This window comes from Streptomyces sp. NPDC021622 (genome assembly GCF_040640795.1).
Lineage (GTDB): Bacteria > Actinomycetota > Actinomycetes > Streptomycetales > Streptomycetaceae > Streptomyces.
In genome coordinates, this window is record NZ_JBFACK010000010.1 from 129,961 (window position 1) to 143,169 (window position 13,209).

At 70.9% G+C, this 13,209-nt stretch carries 16 protein-coding genes and 6 tRNA genes; 10 read left to right on the forward strand and 12 right to left on the reverse strand.

Features of this window, described 5'->3' with window-relative positions:
- Window positions 1-71 precede the first annotated feature (71 nt).
- Together AB0G47_RS21125 and AB0G47_RS21130 are read right to left on the reverse strand one after the other, a co-directional pair.
- Window positions 72-143, reverse strand: a tRNA-Val gene (locus AB0G47_RS21125).
- A gap of 66 nt (window positions 144-209) precedes the next feature.
- Window positions 210-641: a TIGR02611 family protein gene (locus AB0G47_RS21130; protein WP_360771971.1), complete on the reverse strand. Its 432-nt coding sequence runs from the start codon at window positions 639-641 to the stop codon at window positions 210-212.
- 191 nt (window positions 642-832) lie between these two features.
- On the opposite strand from AB0G47_RS21130, the gene AB0G47_RS21135 reads away from it, so the two are divergent.
- On the forward strand, window positions 833-1,246 hold the full coding sequence (locus AB0G47_RS21135) for an SsgA family sporulation/cell division regulator (protein WP_003959770.1): 414 nt from the start codon (window positions 833-835) through the stop codon (window positions 1,244-1,246).
- 226 nt (window positions 1,247-1,472) lie between these two features.
- Entirely contained in the window at window positions 1,473-2,036 is a 564-nt protein-coding gene (locus tag AB0G47_RS21140) for a CGNR zinc finger domain-containing protein (RefSeq protein WP_360771974.1), read from the forward strand.
- Window positions 2,037-2,052: 16 nt separating this feature from the next.
- Here AB0G47_RS21140 and AB0G47_RS21145 read toward each other — a convergent pair whose 3' ends face one another.
- Window positions 2,053-2,229: a hypothetical protein gene (locus AB0G47_RS21145; protein WP_167828961.1), complete on the reverse strand. Its 177-nt coding sequence runs from the start codon at window positions 2,227-2,229 to the stop codon at window positions 2,053-2,055.
- Between the two features lie 183 nt (window positions 2,230-2,412).
- On the opposite strand from AB0G47_RS21145, the gene AB0G47_RS21150 reads away from it, so the two are divergent.
- On the forward strand, window positions 2,413-3,951 hold the full coding sequence (locus AB0G47_RS21150; protein WP_360771977.1) for a DUF4874 domain-containing protein: 1,539 nt from the start codon (window positions 2,413-2,415) through the stop codon (window positions 3,949-3,951).
- 57 nt (window positions 3,952-4,008) lie between these two features.
- Here the strand turns inward: AB0G47_RS21150 and AB0G47_RS21155 are convergent, their stop codons facing one another.
- Window positions 4,009-4,473: a hypothetical protein gene (locus tag AB0G47_RS21155; RefSeq protein WP_360771980.1), complete on the reverse strand. Its 465-nt coding sequence runs from the start codon at window positions 4,471-4,473 to the stop codon at window positions 4,009-4,011.
- Window positions 4,474-4,628: 155 nt separating this feature from the next.
- On the opposite strand from AB0G47_RS21155, the gene AB0G47_RS21160 reads away from it, so the two are divergent.
- The gene (locus tag AB0G47_RS21160) at window positions 4,629-5,153 is read left to right on the forward strand and encodes a DsbA family protein (RefSeq protein WP_360771983.1); all 525 of its coding nucleotides are present in this window, start codon (window positions 4,629-4,631) and stop codon (window positions 5,151-5,153) included.
- Here the strand turns inward: AB0G47_RS21160 and AB0G47_RS21165 are convergent.
- Genes AB0G47_RS21165 through AB0G47_RS21175 form a run of 3 tightly spaced genes read right to left on the reverse strand, consistent with a single transcriptional unit; the run spans window position 5,150 to window position 7,879 of the window.
- Window positions 5,150-5,974, reverse strand: a complete 825-nt coding sequence (locus tag AB0G47_RS21165) for a GNAT family N-acetyltransferase (protein WP_360771986.1) — start codon at window positions 5,972-5,974, stop codon at window positions 5,150-5,152. The genes AB0G47_RS21160 and AB0G47_RS21165 overlap by 4 nt on opposite strands.
- A 60-nt stretch (window positions 5,975-6,034) precedes the next feature.
- Window positions 6,035-6,856: an aminodeoxychorismate lyase gene (locus tag AB0G47_RS21170; RefSeq protein ID WP_360771989.1), complete on the reverse strand. Its 822-nt coding sequence runs from the start codon at window positions 6,854-6,856 to the stop codon at window positions 6,035-6,037.
- Complete coding sequence (locus AB0G47_RS21175; protein ID WP_360772429.1) at window positions 6,857-7,879, reverse strand: chorismate-binding protein; 1,023 nt, start codon at window positions 7,877-7,879, stop codon at window positions 6,857-6,859.
- A 199-nt stretch (window positions 7,880-8,078) separates the two neighbouring features.
- Between AB0G47_RS21175 and AB0G47_RS21180 the strand changes: the two genes are divergently transcribed.
- The 5 genes from AB0G47_RS21180 to AB0G47_RS21200 all read left to right on the forward strand — a co-directional run bounded on the left by AB0G47_RS21180 (window position 8,079) and on the right by AB0G47_RS21200 (window position 8,560).
- Window positions 8,079-8,151, forward strand: a tRNA-Gly gene (locus tag AB0G47_RS21180).
- Between the two features lie 40 nt (window positions 8,152-8,191).
- Window positions 8,192-8,265: transfer RNA gene (locus AB0G47_RS21185), tRNA-Cys, on the forward strand.
- A 1-nt stretch (window position 8,266) separates the two neighbouring features.
- Window positions 8,267-8,338: transfer RNA gene (locus AB0G47_RS21190), tRNA-Val, on the forward strand.
- 46 nt (window positions 8,339-8,384) lie between these two features.
- Window positions 8,385-8,456 (forward strand) — tRNA-Val (locus AB0G47_RS21195).
- 29 nt (window positions 8,457-8,485) lie between these two features.
- A tRNA-Val gene (locus AB0G47_RS21200) sits at window positions 8,486-8,560 on the forward strand.
- 53 nt (window positions 8,561-8,613) lie between these two features.
- Here AB0G47_RS21200 and AB0G47_RS21205 read toward each other — a convergent pair.
- From AB0G47_RS21205 to AB0G47_RS21220, 4 genes are all read right to left on the reverse strand, one after another.
- Window positions 8,614-8,919: a zf-TFIIB domain-containing protein gene (locus AB0G47_RS21205; protein WP_360771992.1), complete on the reverse strand. Its 306-nt coding sequence runs from the start codon at window positions 8,917-8,919 to the stop codon at window positions 8,614-8,616.
- A gap of 69 nt (window positions 8,920-8,988) precedes the next feature.
- Window positions 8,989-9,921 (reverse strand): aminoglycoside phosphotransferase family protein, encoded by a 933-nt coding sequence (locus AB0G47_RS21210; protein WP_360771995.1) that lies wholly within the window; start codon window positions 9,919-9,921, stop codon window positions 8,989-8,991.
- A gap of 275 nt (window positions 9,922-10,196) precedes the next feature.
- The gene (locus AB0G47_RS21215; protein WP_135336237.1) at window positions 10,197-10,403 is read right to left on the reverse strand and encodes a hypothetical protein; all 207 of its coding nucleotides are present in this window, start codon (window positions 10,401-10,403) and stop codon (window positions 10,197-10,199) included.
- 198 nt (window positions 10,404-10,601) lie between these two features.
- Complete coding sequence (locus AB0G47_RS21220; protein ID WP_266868958.1) at window positions 10,602-10,868, reverse strand: hypothetical protein; 267 nt, start codon at window positions 10,866-10,868, stop codon at window positions 10,602-10,604.
- A 195-nt stretch (window positions 10,869-11,063) separates the two neighbouring features.
- On the opposite strand from AB0G47_RS21220, the gene AB0G47_RS21225 reads away from it, so the two are divergent.
- Window positions 11,064-12,353: a serine/threonine-protein kinase gene (locus AB0G47_RS21225; RefSeq protein ID WP_360772000.1), complete on the forward strand. Its 1,290-nt coding sequence runs from the start codon at window positions 11,064-11,066 to the stop codon at window positions 12,351-12,353.
- Here the strand turns inward: AB0G47_RS21225 and AB0G47_RS21230 are convergent.
- Complete coding sequence (locus AB0G47_RS21230; RefSeq protein ID WP_135336239.1) at window positions 12,344-13,162, reverse strand: RNA methyltransferase; 819 nt, start codon at window positions 13,160-13,162, stop codon at window positions 12,344-12,346. The genes AB0G47_RS21225 and AB0G47_RS21230 overlap by 10 nt on opposite strands.
- Between the last annotated feature and the right edge of the window lie 47 nt (window positions 13,163-13,209).

Genomic DNA, 13,209 nt, shown 5'->3' on the forward strand with positions numbered 1-13,209 from the left:
AATTCCCGTAAAACAGCGGTGAATACGACTGCGGCCCGGAGGCTTAAAGCCTCCGGGCCGCAGTTCCGGGGTGGGCGATACTGGGTTCGAACCAGTGACCTCTTCGGTGTGAACGAAGCGCTCTCCCACTGAGCTAATCGCCCCGGGCGCACGGAGAACATTACCGCATGTCAGCGGGTGCCTCCGACCGCCCCGGAGTCACCCGTGGGTCACTCCTTGATCTTCCATGGCATCTCGAGGCCGAACTTCCATACGTAGACCGCGACCAGCACGGCGACGATCACCAGACCGATGGTCGTCAGGATGATGTTCCGGCGGCGCACCTTGGGATCGAGGGCACGCTGCGCAGCCTCGGTGACCTTCCGCTTCGTCCAGCGAAGCACCAGCTGGGCCCAGACGAACTCGGTGGCCCAGATCGCCATGCCACCGAAGATCACCAGCCAGCCCGGTCCGGGCAACGGCAGCATGACGATGCCCGCGGCAACCACCGCGAACCCCACGATGAAGACACCCACCTGCCAGCTGAGGTGCAGTGTCTTGCGGGCCTGGACGAACGCAGGAGCGCGTGATCCAAGCGGCTGTTCGGCCTTCTCACCGTCGATCGCGGCCGCGACCCCCGGCTCGTTACTCCCCGTATTCATACGGCCAAACCCTACCGGACGGAAACCCGTCACCGGAATGGGCGCACGTCCCGAACAAAGACCCCGCCGTACGAGCTACCTAAAGACACGCAAAACCCTCAGAGGGGTTTACAACGGCACCGTAGGTGGCATGTCGATTTCGCCGACGTGCGAATCCCCGAGCGCACACTGAGCGAAAGGCCCTGGCGCTTATGAACACCACGGTCAGCTGCGAGCTGCACCTGCGCCTCGTTGTGTCGAGCGAGTCCTCACTGCCTGTACCCGCAGGACTGCGGTATGACACGGCCGATCCCTATGCCGTGCACGCCACCTTCCACACCGGAGCCGAGGAAACCGTCGAGTGGGTGTTCGCCCGCGACCTCCTCGCCGAGGGCCTGCACCGGCCCACCGGTACCGGCGACGTCCGAGTCTGGCCGTCCCGGAGCCACGGTCAGGGTGTGGTCTGCATCGCCCTGAGTTCCCCCGAGGGTGAGGCTCTGCTCGAGGCCCCGGCGCGGGCACTGGAATCGTTCCTCAAGCGAACCGACGCGGCCGTGCCGCCCGGCACAGAACACCGCCACTTCGATCTCGATACGGAGCTCTCGCACATCCTGGCCGAAAGCTAGATCCAGGCGGCGCGAGAGCGCCCGGCGCCGTCCGACTCGGGGCGACGGCTCGGGCACGACAACCGCATAGGCCAGGCACCGGCGCCGTCGCCGCGGATTCCCGCGGGGACGGCGCCGGTGCTGTGTTCCGGGAAGCCGCTAGCATCGGCCAGCATCGGCGGGCACCTCTCCCCACGTTCTCCATGAGCGGGGGAGGCCCGACTACCCCCAGGCCAGGGAGCGAATCGTGCTGATCACCCACGACACCCGGTGTGCGCTCGACGCCGTGGTCGATCTGGTGAACACCGCACCGGACGACGAGAGCGCCGAGACCGAAGGGCTCGCGGACGTAGCAGCGCTTGGCGAGTTCGTACGAAGCCACGACATCAGCGACGTCGGGGTGCTCACCGAACGTGATCTCGCGGGCGTTCGGCAGATCCGCAGCCGCTTCTACGAGGTCTTCGCCTCCCCCGAGCCACAGGCCGCGGCGGCGGTGATCAACGAACTGGTCGCTGCGGCGGGCACCACGCCCCGGCTCACCGACCACGACGGCTACGACTGGCACGTGCACTACTTCGCGCCGGGCGCGTCCATCGCCGACCACCTCGCGGCGGACTGCGGGATGGCGCTGGCGTTCTTCGTGGTCGCCGGTGAGCAGGAGCGGCTGCGGCGCTGCGAGGCGCCGGACTGCCGACGCGCCTTCGTGGATCTCTCCCGCAATCGCTCGCGCCGCTACTGCGACAGCCGGACCTGCGGGAACCGGCTGCACGTGGCCGCCTACCGGGCCCGCCGCAAGGAAGCCGCGGGCTGAGCCCCCGCGCCGGCGGCTACAGCCTCAGCAGATCGTGCAGCGAGCCCATCAGGAGCAGGAAGCCGATCACCGCCAGGAAGATCATCAGGGGTGGCTGGGAGAGCGCGAAGAGACAGCCCTGCGGCTCCTCGGTCGGCGCTGCTCGCTCATCGGTCGGCGGGGCGGCATCGCCCGGTGTGGTGGTGTCCAGCATCTCGCGGCGATGATGACGCAGTCGGGACACCACCGCCGACCAACACGCCCGGAAAGGGCGGGAGTTCGCTTAAATCCGTGACCAGAAAAGTCCACCGCCCCGCGCGTTCCGTCCATGGCTCACCAGCACGGCGCCTCGTCAGACTCGGCACCCCCGCCGTCCACACGAACGAGGGAGCCACACATGCGCATGGAACGCAGACGGCTGTTGACGTCCGCGCTCGGCACGGCCGCGGCCGCGATGGTGCCGCTCGCCGCGGCGTCCCCCGCCCGCGCGGCCGGCTGGCAGCGGGTCCCGCACCGCGGTATCCGCCCGGACGACCCGGAGGGCCGCGCGCCGCTGGCCAACCCGCGCCGCGGCTTCCGCTACGAGATGTCGTACAACGCGATCGACCTGACGAGCCCCTGGCAGAACGAGGCGGACCACTCCCCCGACGCAGCGAAGACCCTGGACCTCCTGGAGCGCGAGTACGGCCCCGGCGCGAACCTGACCCAGCTGTACTTCTACCTCTGGGACTTCGCGACCTCCACGATCCCGCAGAGCGCGCTCGACAACATCGAGAGCGTCTTCCAGGGGCTGCGTCACAAGGGATGCGCGGCGGTCCTGCGCTTCGTGTACGACGACGGGGTGCGGGAGAACCGGCGCTACACCGTGCAGGACATCCAGCGGCACATCGGGCAGCTCGCGCCGCTGGTCGCGCGCAACAGTGACGCGGTGGCGGTGTGGCAGGCCGGCTTCCTGGGCGCCTGGGGCGAGTGGCACGGGAGTTACTACCGGCACGAGACGTATCCCGACGCCGTCACCGCCATCATCACGACGCTCGTCGCCGCACTCCCGCCGGGCATGCACACCCAGGTCCGGTACGCGGAGAAGCGCGACATGATCACCGACAAGGCGATCCTTGACCGGGTCGGCTTCCACAACGACTACGTGACGCTCGGCGAGGGCGAGTGGGACTACTACGTCCCGGACAATCCCGGCTGGCCGAGCTATCTCGACGTGTCGCCGACGCGGATGATGGACGGCGAGATGCCCTGGGACAAGGGCCAGAGCGCCGACCCCTACGCGTGGAGCACCGTCATCCCCGGGGTGCCCGCCGCGCGGCGGCTGCAGACGCTGCGCTTCGACAGCCTGTCCCTGGTGCACAACGCCACGGTCACCGTGCCGGTCTGGAAGGCGGCGGAGCTGACCGAGCGGCAGACCGCGGACGCGCTGCTTCCGGTCTCGGACGGCTACTTCCGGGGGCGTGACGGGCGGCCGGTGGCGCGCACGCAGTTCGAGTATCTGCGGGACCACCTGGGCTACCGGATCGAGGTGCGCGAGGCCCGCTACGACCTGTCGGACGCCCGCGGCGGCCGTATCCCCGTGGAGGTCGACGTGGTCAACCGCGGCTTCGGGGCGCCGAAGCACCCGCGTCCGGTACGCCTTGCGCTCCTGGACGCGGACGGGCGGACGATCGCCTCGGCGGACACCGGGGCGGACTGGCGGGACTGGCGGCCGCAGGGCCGTGCGGAGACCGGCGACGACCACTCGGGCCCGAAGGTCACGACCGTGCGCGGGGAGCTCGCCCTGCCGTCCGGTGTGCGCGGCCGCCACCGCCTGGGACTCGCCCTGCCCGACCCGGCCTTCCCCGGGAAGGGGCGCGCGGTGCGGTGCGCCAACGGGTCCGTGAAGTGGGTCGACGGTGTGAACGTCCTCGCCGAGATGCGGCTGGGCGGCTGAGCCCTTTCGGCCTCGCCGCCCAGCTCACGCAGCCCGCCCTCGGGGGTTCGGGGAGTGTCAGATGCCGTGCTTCTTCAAGATGGCCTCGATGTCGCTGAAGTCCTCCGTGGGGGCGGCCGCCTTCGGCTTGCCCTTGGCCTTGGCCTGGACCTCGGCCTTGGCGGCCGGGCGTGCGCCCTGCCCCAGCGAAGGCGCCGACGCCGCAGGAGCGACGGCCTCGCGCTGGGCTGCCTTGGCCGCCTCCTTGCGCTCCTTGCGGGTGCCGACGCTGCGGCGCTCCACGGCCCGGGTGGTCATGAAGAGCAGCCAGGCGACACCCAGGACGCCGAAGCCCGCCCACGCCTTCACGCTGAAGGCGGTGTCCGCCAGCCATCCCACGACGCCGGTCATGACGAGGCCGATCGGTACCAGGGAGTACGCGGCGAGGCGCGTCGCCGCGAGGAAACGCTTTCGGTAGGCCGTGACGGCGGCGATGCCCAGGCCGGCCACGGACACGGCGGAACAGACGGTCTCGGCAATCATCCGGTCCTCCAGGGCATGCGGGCGTGAACGGTGACAATGTCGTCCCTTCCATCCTGCACCGGGTGGGCCCTCCCGAGCCACGTCCTGGGCGGACCTCAGGGACATATCCGGGTCCGGCATCCTCCGCAGGTCCCGGTCGGTGGAAGACTGAACCCATGAACGACTCCTCCCCCGCCGACCTCACCGGCCCCGCAGGACCCGTGGTCATCGACGTCTGGTGCGAGCTCCAGTGCCCGGACTGCACCCGCGCCCTCGACGACGTACACGCCCTGCGCGCCCGGTACGGCGACCGCGTCGAACTGCGCCTTCGCCACTTCCCGCTCGAGAAGCACAAGCACGCCTTCGCCGCCGCCCAGGCCGCCGAGGAGGCCTTCGGGCAGGGCAAGGGCTGGCCGTACGTCGAGGCGGTGCTCGGGAAGGTCGCGGATCTGGACAAGAAGGGCGAGGCCGTCCTCGTCGAGACGGCCCGTGAACTGGGCCTGGACGCCGAGGAGTTCGACACCGCCCTGATCGACGGCCGGCACATCCTGATCGTCGACGCCGACCAGGCCGAGGGCAAGGCGATCGGCGTCACCGGCACACCGACGTACGTCGTGGACGGCCAACGCCTGGACGGCGGCAAGAGCCAGGAGGGCCTGCGCGAGCGCGTCGAGGAGATCACGGACCGGCTGCTGGCCTAGAGCAGCGGCTTGTAGACGTAGTACGTGACGGGCTCGTAGCCCAGCGACTGGTAGAGGCGCAGTGCCGGGGCGTTGCCCGCGAAGACGTTGAGGCCGATGCGGCTGATGCCCGCCTCGTGGGCCTGGGCCTCGGCGAGGAGCATCAGGGAACGGCCGTGCCCCTGGCCGCGGTGCTCCGCGTCGACCTCGACGTCGAAGACGAACGCGGGGTCGTCGTACAGGGCCAGCCACAGGGTGCCGACCTCCGTGCCCGCGTGGGCGAGGACGCTGAGCCGCACCCCCGGGGTGGCGATCCCCTGCCCCAGGTGGTCGGCGTGGTCCCTGTCGGACTTGGCGCGCGCCTCGGCCTCGGGGACGCCGCGCTCCATCCAGTCGTGCGCGTAGTCGTCCTTCTTGCGCGCCAGCCACACCTCGTACGCGGCCTCGCTCATCGGCCGTCCCTCGACGCCCACGGGCAGGGCGGGCGGCGCGGCGGCCAGTGTCTTGGTCATGTGGCGGTTGCGCTCCACATAGCCCAGGGACGTGACGAGGCGGTGGGCCGCCGTGGCCTCTGCGGGCACGATCGTCTCGATCCGCCGGCAGCCCCAGCCGCGCGCCACCTCCTCGGCGGCGAGCGCGGCGACGGTGCCGCGGCCGCGCCTGCGGTCCGGTTCGTCGATGCGCAGATCCTTGATCTGTGCGACGGCGGGACCGAACACGGGGTGCGTGGCGAGTTCTATCCCGCCCACCGGACGGCTGTTCACACACACTTCGTACGTGCGTGACTTCGCGCCGTCAGCGCTCTTTTGGAGCGGCCCGGTCGGCCGCAGGGTCGTGGTCATCAGTGGTGTTGTACCCGTCCCGCGGCCGCTCCGTCACCAGGTTTCACCGGTTCTCGGGGCTCACGGGTCGAGGTCGTCCGCCGCACGCTCGTCGAAGATCCGCATCGCCTTGGCGGTCACCGGGCCCGGCGCGCCCGGCAGTTCGCGTCCGTCGATCCGGTGCACGGCCTGGACGTCACGGAGCGTCGAGGTCAGGAACACCTCGTCGGCGCGGTCCAGGACGTCGAGCGGCAGATCGGTCTCCTGCGCGCCCGTCCAGTCGACGGCCAGCGCGCGCGTGATGCCCGCCAGACAGCCGGAGGCGACCGGCGGCGTGTGGATCTCACCGTCGAGCACGACGAAGACGTTCGACCCGGTGCCTTCGCAGAGCTGCCCCACGGTGTTGCCGAACAACGCTTCAGAGGCGCCTTGTTCGTGGGCGCGCGCGAGGGCGACGACGTTCTCGGCGTACGACGTGGTCTTCAGGCCGGTCAGCGCGCCACGTTCGTTGCGGGTCCACGGCACCGTGATCACGGCGGTCGCGTCGGGGCGCCTGTCTGCCTCGCCGAGGGCGACGACCAGCGTCTGGCCCTGGTCACCGCGGTCCGAGCCGAGCGGCGAGAGGCCTCCGGTGTAGGTGATGCGCAGCCGCCCCAGCGGCATCGGGTTGGCGTCGATCACGGCGGCGCAGGCCGCGCGCACCTCGTCCAGGTCCGGCTCGGGAAGGCCGAGGCCGCGCGCCGAGCGGGCAAGCCGGTCCAGGTGCCGGGTCAGCGCGAAGGGCCGCCCGTCGACCGTCTTCACCGTCTCGAAGATGCCGTCGCCCACGGTCAGGCCGTGGTCGAGCACGGAGACACGGGCGGTACCGAGGTCCTGCAGCCCGCCATTGAGCCAGATCTTCACTTAAGAGGTCCCTCCACTCACTTCGTACGCCCCCGACGCTACCGCCAGCAGCCTTTCCGCCTTCAGCTCGGTCTCCCGCCACTCCCCCTCGGGGTCCGAGCCCCAGGTGATGCCCGCTCCGGTGCCGAACCGCAGCATGCCTTCGCCGCGGTCGATCCAGAAGGTGCGGATGCCGACGGCCAGTTCACCGGTGCCCCGGTCGGCGTCGACCCAGCCGATGCCGCCGCAGTACGGTCCGCGGGGCGCGGTCTCCAGGGCGTCGATGATGCGCAGGGCGCTGGACTTGGGGGCGCCGGTGACGGAACCGGGCGGGAAAGCCGCGGCGAAGAGTTCGGGCCAGCCCGCGTCGGGCCGGAGCTCGCCGCGGACGGTGGAGACGAGATGGACCAGCCCGGGGTGCTTCTCGACCACGCACAGGTCGGGGACGGTGACGGAACCGGTCACGCAGATCCGCCCGAGGTCATTGCGGACGAGGTCCACGATCATGACGTTCTCGGCGTAGTCCTTCTCCAGAAGATCGGCTTCGGTGCGGCCCGTGCCCTTGATGGGCCCCGACTCGACGACGCGCCCCTCGCGACGCAGGAACAGCTCGGGGGACGCCGTGGCTATGTCCACGCCGTGCTCGGGCAGGCGGATCGTTCCGGCGTACGGAGCGGGGTTCCCGCGCGCGAGGAGAGCGGTCAGGGCGTCCACGTCGGCGCCGTCCGGGACCGGCGCGGACAGCACGCGGCAGAGGTTCGCCTGGTAGACGTCACCGGCCGCGATGTGCGCACGCACGCGCCGCACGCCTTCCGTGTACGCGGTGCGGTCGAGCGAGGACGTCCAGTCACCGGCGGCGGGCCCCCGCCAGGCCCCCGGCACCGGGGCGGGTACCGGCTCTTCACGTACGTCGTCGAAGCGGGCGCAGACGAGGCCGCCCTCGAAATCCGCGGCGACCGCCCAGAAGCCGCTGGAGTCCAGGGCCGAGGGATCGCTGGTCACGTCGGTGAGGCCGGTCGCCACCAGGCCGCCGAAGCGCGCCATGGGCAGGGGCGCCCCGGAGGGCCGCTGGGAGGACGTCTGAGGGGGGCTGTGCACGCTTGCGAGTCTATGACCGGCGTCCTGGTGGCGCCCCGGGCCGGTGACAGCGCAGCACGCTGCGCAAACGCGTTTTTGTACTGGCCCAGGAATCCGCTAGAGTTCAACACGTCGCCGGGACGCGCAAGCGGACCGGGAAAGACAAGCGGACGTAGCTCAGTTGGTAGAGCGCAACCTTGCCAAGGTTGAGGTCGCCAGTTCGAACCTGGTCGTCCGCTCGCAGGAAAGTGGGGGATCTTCCCGAGACCCCGCACTCCTGGTGGAGTGGCCGAGAGGCGAGGCAACGGCCTGCAAAGCCGTCTACACGGGTTCAAATCCCGTCTCCACCTCCAAGCGCGATTAGCTCAGCGGGAGAGCGCTTCCCTGACACGGAAGAGGTCACTGGTTCAATCCCAGTATCGCGCACGCAGAACTGAATAACCCCTGGTCCCGTATGGTGTGGGACCGTCCCGCGCGATTAGCTCAGCGGGAGAGCGCTTCCCTGACACGGAAGAGGTCACTGGTTCAATCCCAGTATCGCGCACGCAGTACGCAGCACACGCAGGTTGACCTGCGCGATTAGCTCAGCGGGAGAGCGCTTCCCTGACACGGAAGAGGTCACTGGTTCAATCCCAGTATCGCGCACCATCCGTACGAAGCCCCCGGCCGTCTCCACGGCCGGGGGCTTCGTCGTTCCCCGGTCAGGAGGAGAAGAGCATGTGCCCGAAGCTCTTGTGGCGCTTGTTGTGGCCGTAGTGCCCACCGTGGCCGCCGTGGTGACCGCCGTGCTGGGGAACGCCCCACTGCGGGGCGGGAGCGGCCGGGTACGCCTGCGGGGCGGGCGGCGGGGGCGGGGCCTGCTGGCCGCCCCACTGGGACTCGACCCGGCTCAGGGCCTCGAGCTCGCCATAGTCGAGGAATATCCCGCGGCAACCGCTGCACTGCTCGATCTGGACGCCATTGCGGTTGTACGTGTGCATCGGTGCATGGCACTTGGGACACTGCATGGTCGGCTCAACTCCTCGCCGGTCGTGACTGCTTCGCCGGATCTCTGCCCGGCTTCGGTGCGTTGCACCCTACTTCGTGGAGGTGGGAGCCAACTCCGGCGGGAGGGCGGCCATTCGATCACAGGCGTCGACAACGGCCTGCTCGATCTCGTCGAGGGGCCGCTCCTGGGCGACGGACTTCGCGACGGCCAGGGCGGCGGTCTGGGCGGTGAGGGCGCGGGCCGGGACGTCCAGGGCGGGCCAGGGGTCGGCGCCCGCCGCGGGGATCGCGGGCCCGCCGGCGCCTTGGTAGGCGGTCAGGAAGCGCGTCCACTCCTCGGGGCCGAGGAGGCCGCAGGCGTACCAGGCGGCGGGGCGGGCCAGGTCCCAGGCCGGCTCCCCCAGGCCGATGTCGTCCACGTCGATGAGCAGCCACTGCCCTTCGGGGGTACGGACCAGCTGGCCCAGGTGCAGATCTCCGTGGCACAGGTGCTTGCGGGACGGCGCGGGGGCCTCGGCCCTGGCCCAGGCCGGGAGGGTGACCCAGGCGCGCTCGACGGGGGCGGCGGCGGGATGCGGGCCTGCGGCACGCAGGCGGGCCATGGCGCGGGCGGCCTTCGCGGGGCCGCGCATGTCCGGGAGCGGGTGCGGGAGCCTGGCGACGGGCACCTTGTGCAGGTCCGCGAGGAGGGTGGCTGCGGCTTCCCAGGGGGCGGCGTCGGGGTTGTCGCGGTCCACCGGTGATCCGTGGGGCCAGAACGTGACGAGGCGGCCGTGGAGCTCCACCGGCGTCGGCCTGAGCGGGGCGAGCAGGGTGCCGCCCAGTGCGGCGGCGACGTCCAGGCGGGCCGCCAGCTCTTCCGGGTCCGTGCCGGGGGCGTGGGCCTTGGCCACGGTGTCGCCGTGGCGGATGACGGTCGCGTCGTCGCGGTCCGCCAGGACGCCTTCCGGGGTGCAGACGCAGGGTGTCGTGTGCGCCGTGGAGCGGGCCTTGGCGGTGAGGGCGGGCAGCAGTGCGGTCACAAGTCCCTCGGGGTACGTCGACGGGTCTTCCCGAGAGGGTACAAACTGGCAGCCGGAACTTCCGGGGGCCCGGTGCCCGCAACCATCAATTGAGCAACCCCCACGGCGACCAGCCACCTACGCGAGAGCGGCACCGGTTTAGGCGCAAAGAAGTGCCCGCGCAGCTCCCCAGCTGCGCGGGCATTTCTCATTGCCGTCCGCCGCACCCCCGTCCCCACGGGGTTTCCTGGCCGGATGTCCCCGCCCGGACCGCTCATCCGGGCCCGGGGCGCCGCTCAGCGCCCCAGCATCACGCCCACGGACGACGCCTGTGTGACCACCGCTTCCCAGCCGCCGAAGACGACTACGAGCAGGGCCGCCAGGGGAAGAACCATGGCCGTCGCCACCAGGGGATGGCGCGTGCCGGACGGGCGGACGCCGAACGTGGCGAATGCCTTACGTCCCTGCGTGCGGATCATCGTTCGCGATGCCGTGTCCGCCATGGTTCCTCTCCTGACCGAGTCTGTATGAACTTGGCAGCGGCGGGTGTCTGACCTCGGGGGACGAGTGCTGCACCCGCCGCTTGACTTCAAATTTAGGTGCGCGGAGCTTCCTGGGCGTCATGCCCTCGTACCGATTGCCGGGCCTCCCGAAGGATGACCGATCGCCCCTCATGTACTCCCATGGGTGGAGACGGGGTCCTAGGTCTCAGGGTCTTCCCGGAGGGGGCGGGCGGCCTGCTCGGATGTGTCCTCCCGCGGGACGGGCTGCTCGACGAGGGCGAGCACCCGCGTCGCCATGAACCGTGCCGTCCGCACGACGGAGCCGCTGCGGGTGACTTCGCTCACTTCGACGACTCCTCTGCGGACCGCCGTCTCCACCCGCCGGCCCGCTCGGCTCGCCACCACCTCGTACGTCCGCGTCGTGTCCCCGGCGTCCACGACTATCTCCACGCGATCACCCTTCACGGGATCAATCCCCCTTCAGCGATGGATGGTTGGGAGGCAGGGCAGAGCCAACGCCCGTTCCTCCCCGGTCCCCTGAGCACTCTTCAAGTTTCCCACCCGGCACTGACAATCGGTCGGGCCGCGAGGGCGCGGCCTCTGCACCTGCCCGGCCGCGGAAACGTAAGCTGTGGCACGACAACGGACCGGGCAGCGGGGATGGACATGGCGATGATGCGGCTCCGGCGCGAGGACCCGCGTGTCGTCGGCTCGTTCAGACTGCACAGGCGGCTGGGCGCCGGCGGCATGGGTGTCGTCTACCTGGGGTCGGACCGGCGGGGGCAGCGCGTCGCCCTGAAGGTGATCCGGCCCGATCTGGCGGAGGATCAGGAGTTCCGCTCGCGCTTCGCGCGCGAGGTGTCCGCGGCCCGCCGGATCAGGGGAGGCTGTACGGCCCGCCTCGTCGCCGCCGATCTCGACGCCGACCGGCCGTGGTTCGCCACGCAGTACGTTCCCGGGCCCTCCCTGCACGACAAGGTCGCCGCCGAGGGGCCGCTCACCGCGGCCGAGGTGGCGGTGGTCGGTTCGGCGCTTGCCGAGGGTCTTGTCGCCGTGCACGAGGCCGGTGTCGTACACCGTGATCTCAAGCCGTCGAACATCCTGCTGTCCCCGAAGGGGCCGCGGATCATTGACTTCGGGATCGCCTGGGCGACCGGCGCCTCGACGCTGACCCACGTCGGTACGGCCGTCGGGTCGCCCGGCTTCCTCGCGCCCGAGCAGGTGCGCGGCGCCGCCGTCACCCCCGCCACCGACGTGTTCGCCCTGGGCGCCACGCTCGCGTACGCGGGGATGGCGGACTCGCCCTTCGGGCACGGCAGTTCGGAGGTCATGCTCTACCGGGTCGTCCATGAGGAGGCGCAGCTCGGCGGGGTTCCGGACGCGCTCGCCCCGCTCATCCGGGCCTGCCTCGCCAAGGACCCGGAGGAGCGGCCAAGCACGCTCCAACTGTCGCTCAGGCTCAAGGAGATCGCGGCCCGTGAGGCCCAGGGCGGGCTGAGCGACGTACGGCCGCCCGCGCCCCGGCACGACCAGGACAGGCCCACGGGACGGTTCGCCGAGGAGTACACGGACCCGCGCACCCAGCGGCGTCATCCGCAGGGCACTCCCCCGCCGCGGCCCAGCTCGTCGCGGCCGGGTGCGTCACGGACCGGTGGTTCCTCACGTACCGGTTCCTCCCGGTCGGGTTCGCGTCCCGCGCCGTCCAGGAACACCACACGCTCCGGTGGCAGATCCGGGCCCCGGACCACCGGCACGGGCCGCAGGCCCGCCAATCCGCGGCTGCTGCGGCAGCGGCTCTTCGTGTTCGTCGTCGTGACGCTCCTGGTGGCCCTCGGCATCGCGGCGGCGCAGGGGTGCCAGGGGCCCGCGCAGGGGCTCGGCGACAGCGGCGTACACGATGTGCGTGCGGTGCAGCAGGCAAAAGGCCCGGGGCCGGGTTCTCAGAGCTGAGGGCGGCCCGTCGCCACGGCGTAGAAGGCGACCGCCGCGGCCGCTCCCACGTTGAGCGAGTCGACGCCGTGGGCCATCGGGATGCGGACCCATTCGTCGGCGGCGACCAGGGCCTGGGTGGAGAGGCCGTCGCCCTCCGCGCCCAGCATCAGCGCGACCCGGTCCATGCGGTGCGGCGCCGCCTCGTCCAGGGTCTTCGCCTTCTCGTCCGGGGTGAGCGCGAGGAGGTTGAAGCCCGCTTCGCGTACGCCGTCCAGGCCCTTGGGCCAGGATTCGAGGCGGGCGTAGGGGACGGAGAAGACCGCGCCCATGGAGACCTTCACCGAGCGGCGGTAGAGCGGGTCGGCGCAGTCCGGTGAGAGCAGGACCGCGTCCATGCCGAGGGCGGCGGCGCTGCGGAAGATCGCGCCGATGTTGGTGTGGTCGTTGACCGACTCCATGACCACGACGCGGCGGGCCGTGGTCAGGAGTTCGTCGGCGGTCGGCAGCGGCTTGCGCTGCATCGAGGCGAGGGCGCCGCGGTGCACGTGGTAGCCGGTGACCTGCTCGGCGAGGTCCGGGTTGACCGCGTACACGGGAGCCGGGACCTCGTCGATGACGTCCCGCATGACGTCGACCCACTTCGCGGAGAGCAGCATCGAGCGCATCTCGTAGCCCGCCTGCTTGGCGCGCCTGATCACCTTCTCGCCCTCGGCGATGAACAGGCCCTCGGCGGGTTCGCGCTTGCGGCGCAGTTCTACGTCGGTCAGGCCCGTGTAGTCGCGCAGGCGCGGGTCGGCGGGGTCGTCAACGGTGATGAGATCAGCCACAGGGTGATACTGCCTTGTCCTGGGTGTGGTGCCAACGCCCGGGGGCA

Bases quoted from the DNA above. Each gene is read 5' to 3' on its own strand.
- AB0G47_RS21130 (WP_360771971.1), bottom strand. From the start codon at position 641: ATGAATACGGGGAGTAACGAGCCGGGGGTCGCGGCCGCGATCGACGGT.
- AB0G47_RS21135 (WP_003959770.1), top strand. From the start codon at position 833: ATGAACACCACGGTCAGCTGCGAGCTGCACCTGCGCCTCGTTGTGTCG.
- AB0G47_RS21145 (WP_167828961.1), bottom strand. From the start codon at position 2,229: ATGCTGGACACCACCACACCGGGCGATGCCGCCCCGCCGACCGATGAG.
- AB0G47_RS21150 (WP_360771977.1), top strand. From the start codon at position 2,413: ATGCGCATGGAACGCAGACGGCTGTTGACGTCCGCGCTCGGCACGGCC.
- AB0G47_RS21155 (WP_360771980.1), bottom strand. From the start codon at position 4,473: ATGATTGCCGAGACCGTCTGTTCCGCCGTGTCCGTGGCCGGCCTGGGC.
- AB0G47_RS21160 (WP_360771983.1), top strand. From the start codon at position 4,629: ATGAACGACTCCTCCCCCGCCGACCTCACCGGCCCCGCAGGACCCGTG.
- AB0G47_RS21165 (WP_360771986.1), bottom strand. From the start codon at position 5,974: ATGACCACGACCCTGCGGCCGACCGGGCCGCTCCAAAAGAGCGCTGAC.
- AB0G47_RS21175 (WP_360772429.1), bottom strand. From the start codon at position 7,879: ATGGCGCGCTTCGGCGGCCTGGTGGCGACCGGCCTCACCGACGTGACC.
- AB0G47_RS21205 (WP_360771992.1), bottom strand. From the start codon at position 8,919: ATGCAGTGTCCCAAGTGCCATGCACCGATGCACACGTACAACCGCAAT.
- AB0G47_RS21215 (WP_135336237.1), bottom strand. From the start codon at position 10,403: ATGGCGGACACGGCATCGCGAACGATGATCCGCACGCAGGGACGTAAG.
- AB0G47_RS21225 (WP_360772000.1), top strand. From the start codon at position 11,064: ATGGACATGGCGATGATGCGGCTCCGGCGCGAGGACCCGCGTGTCGTC.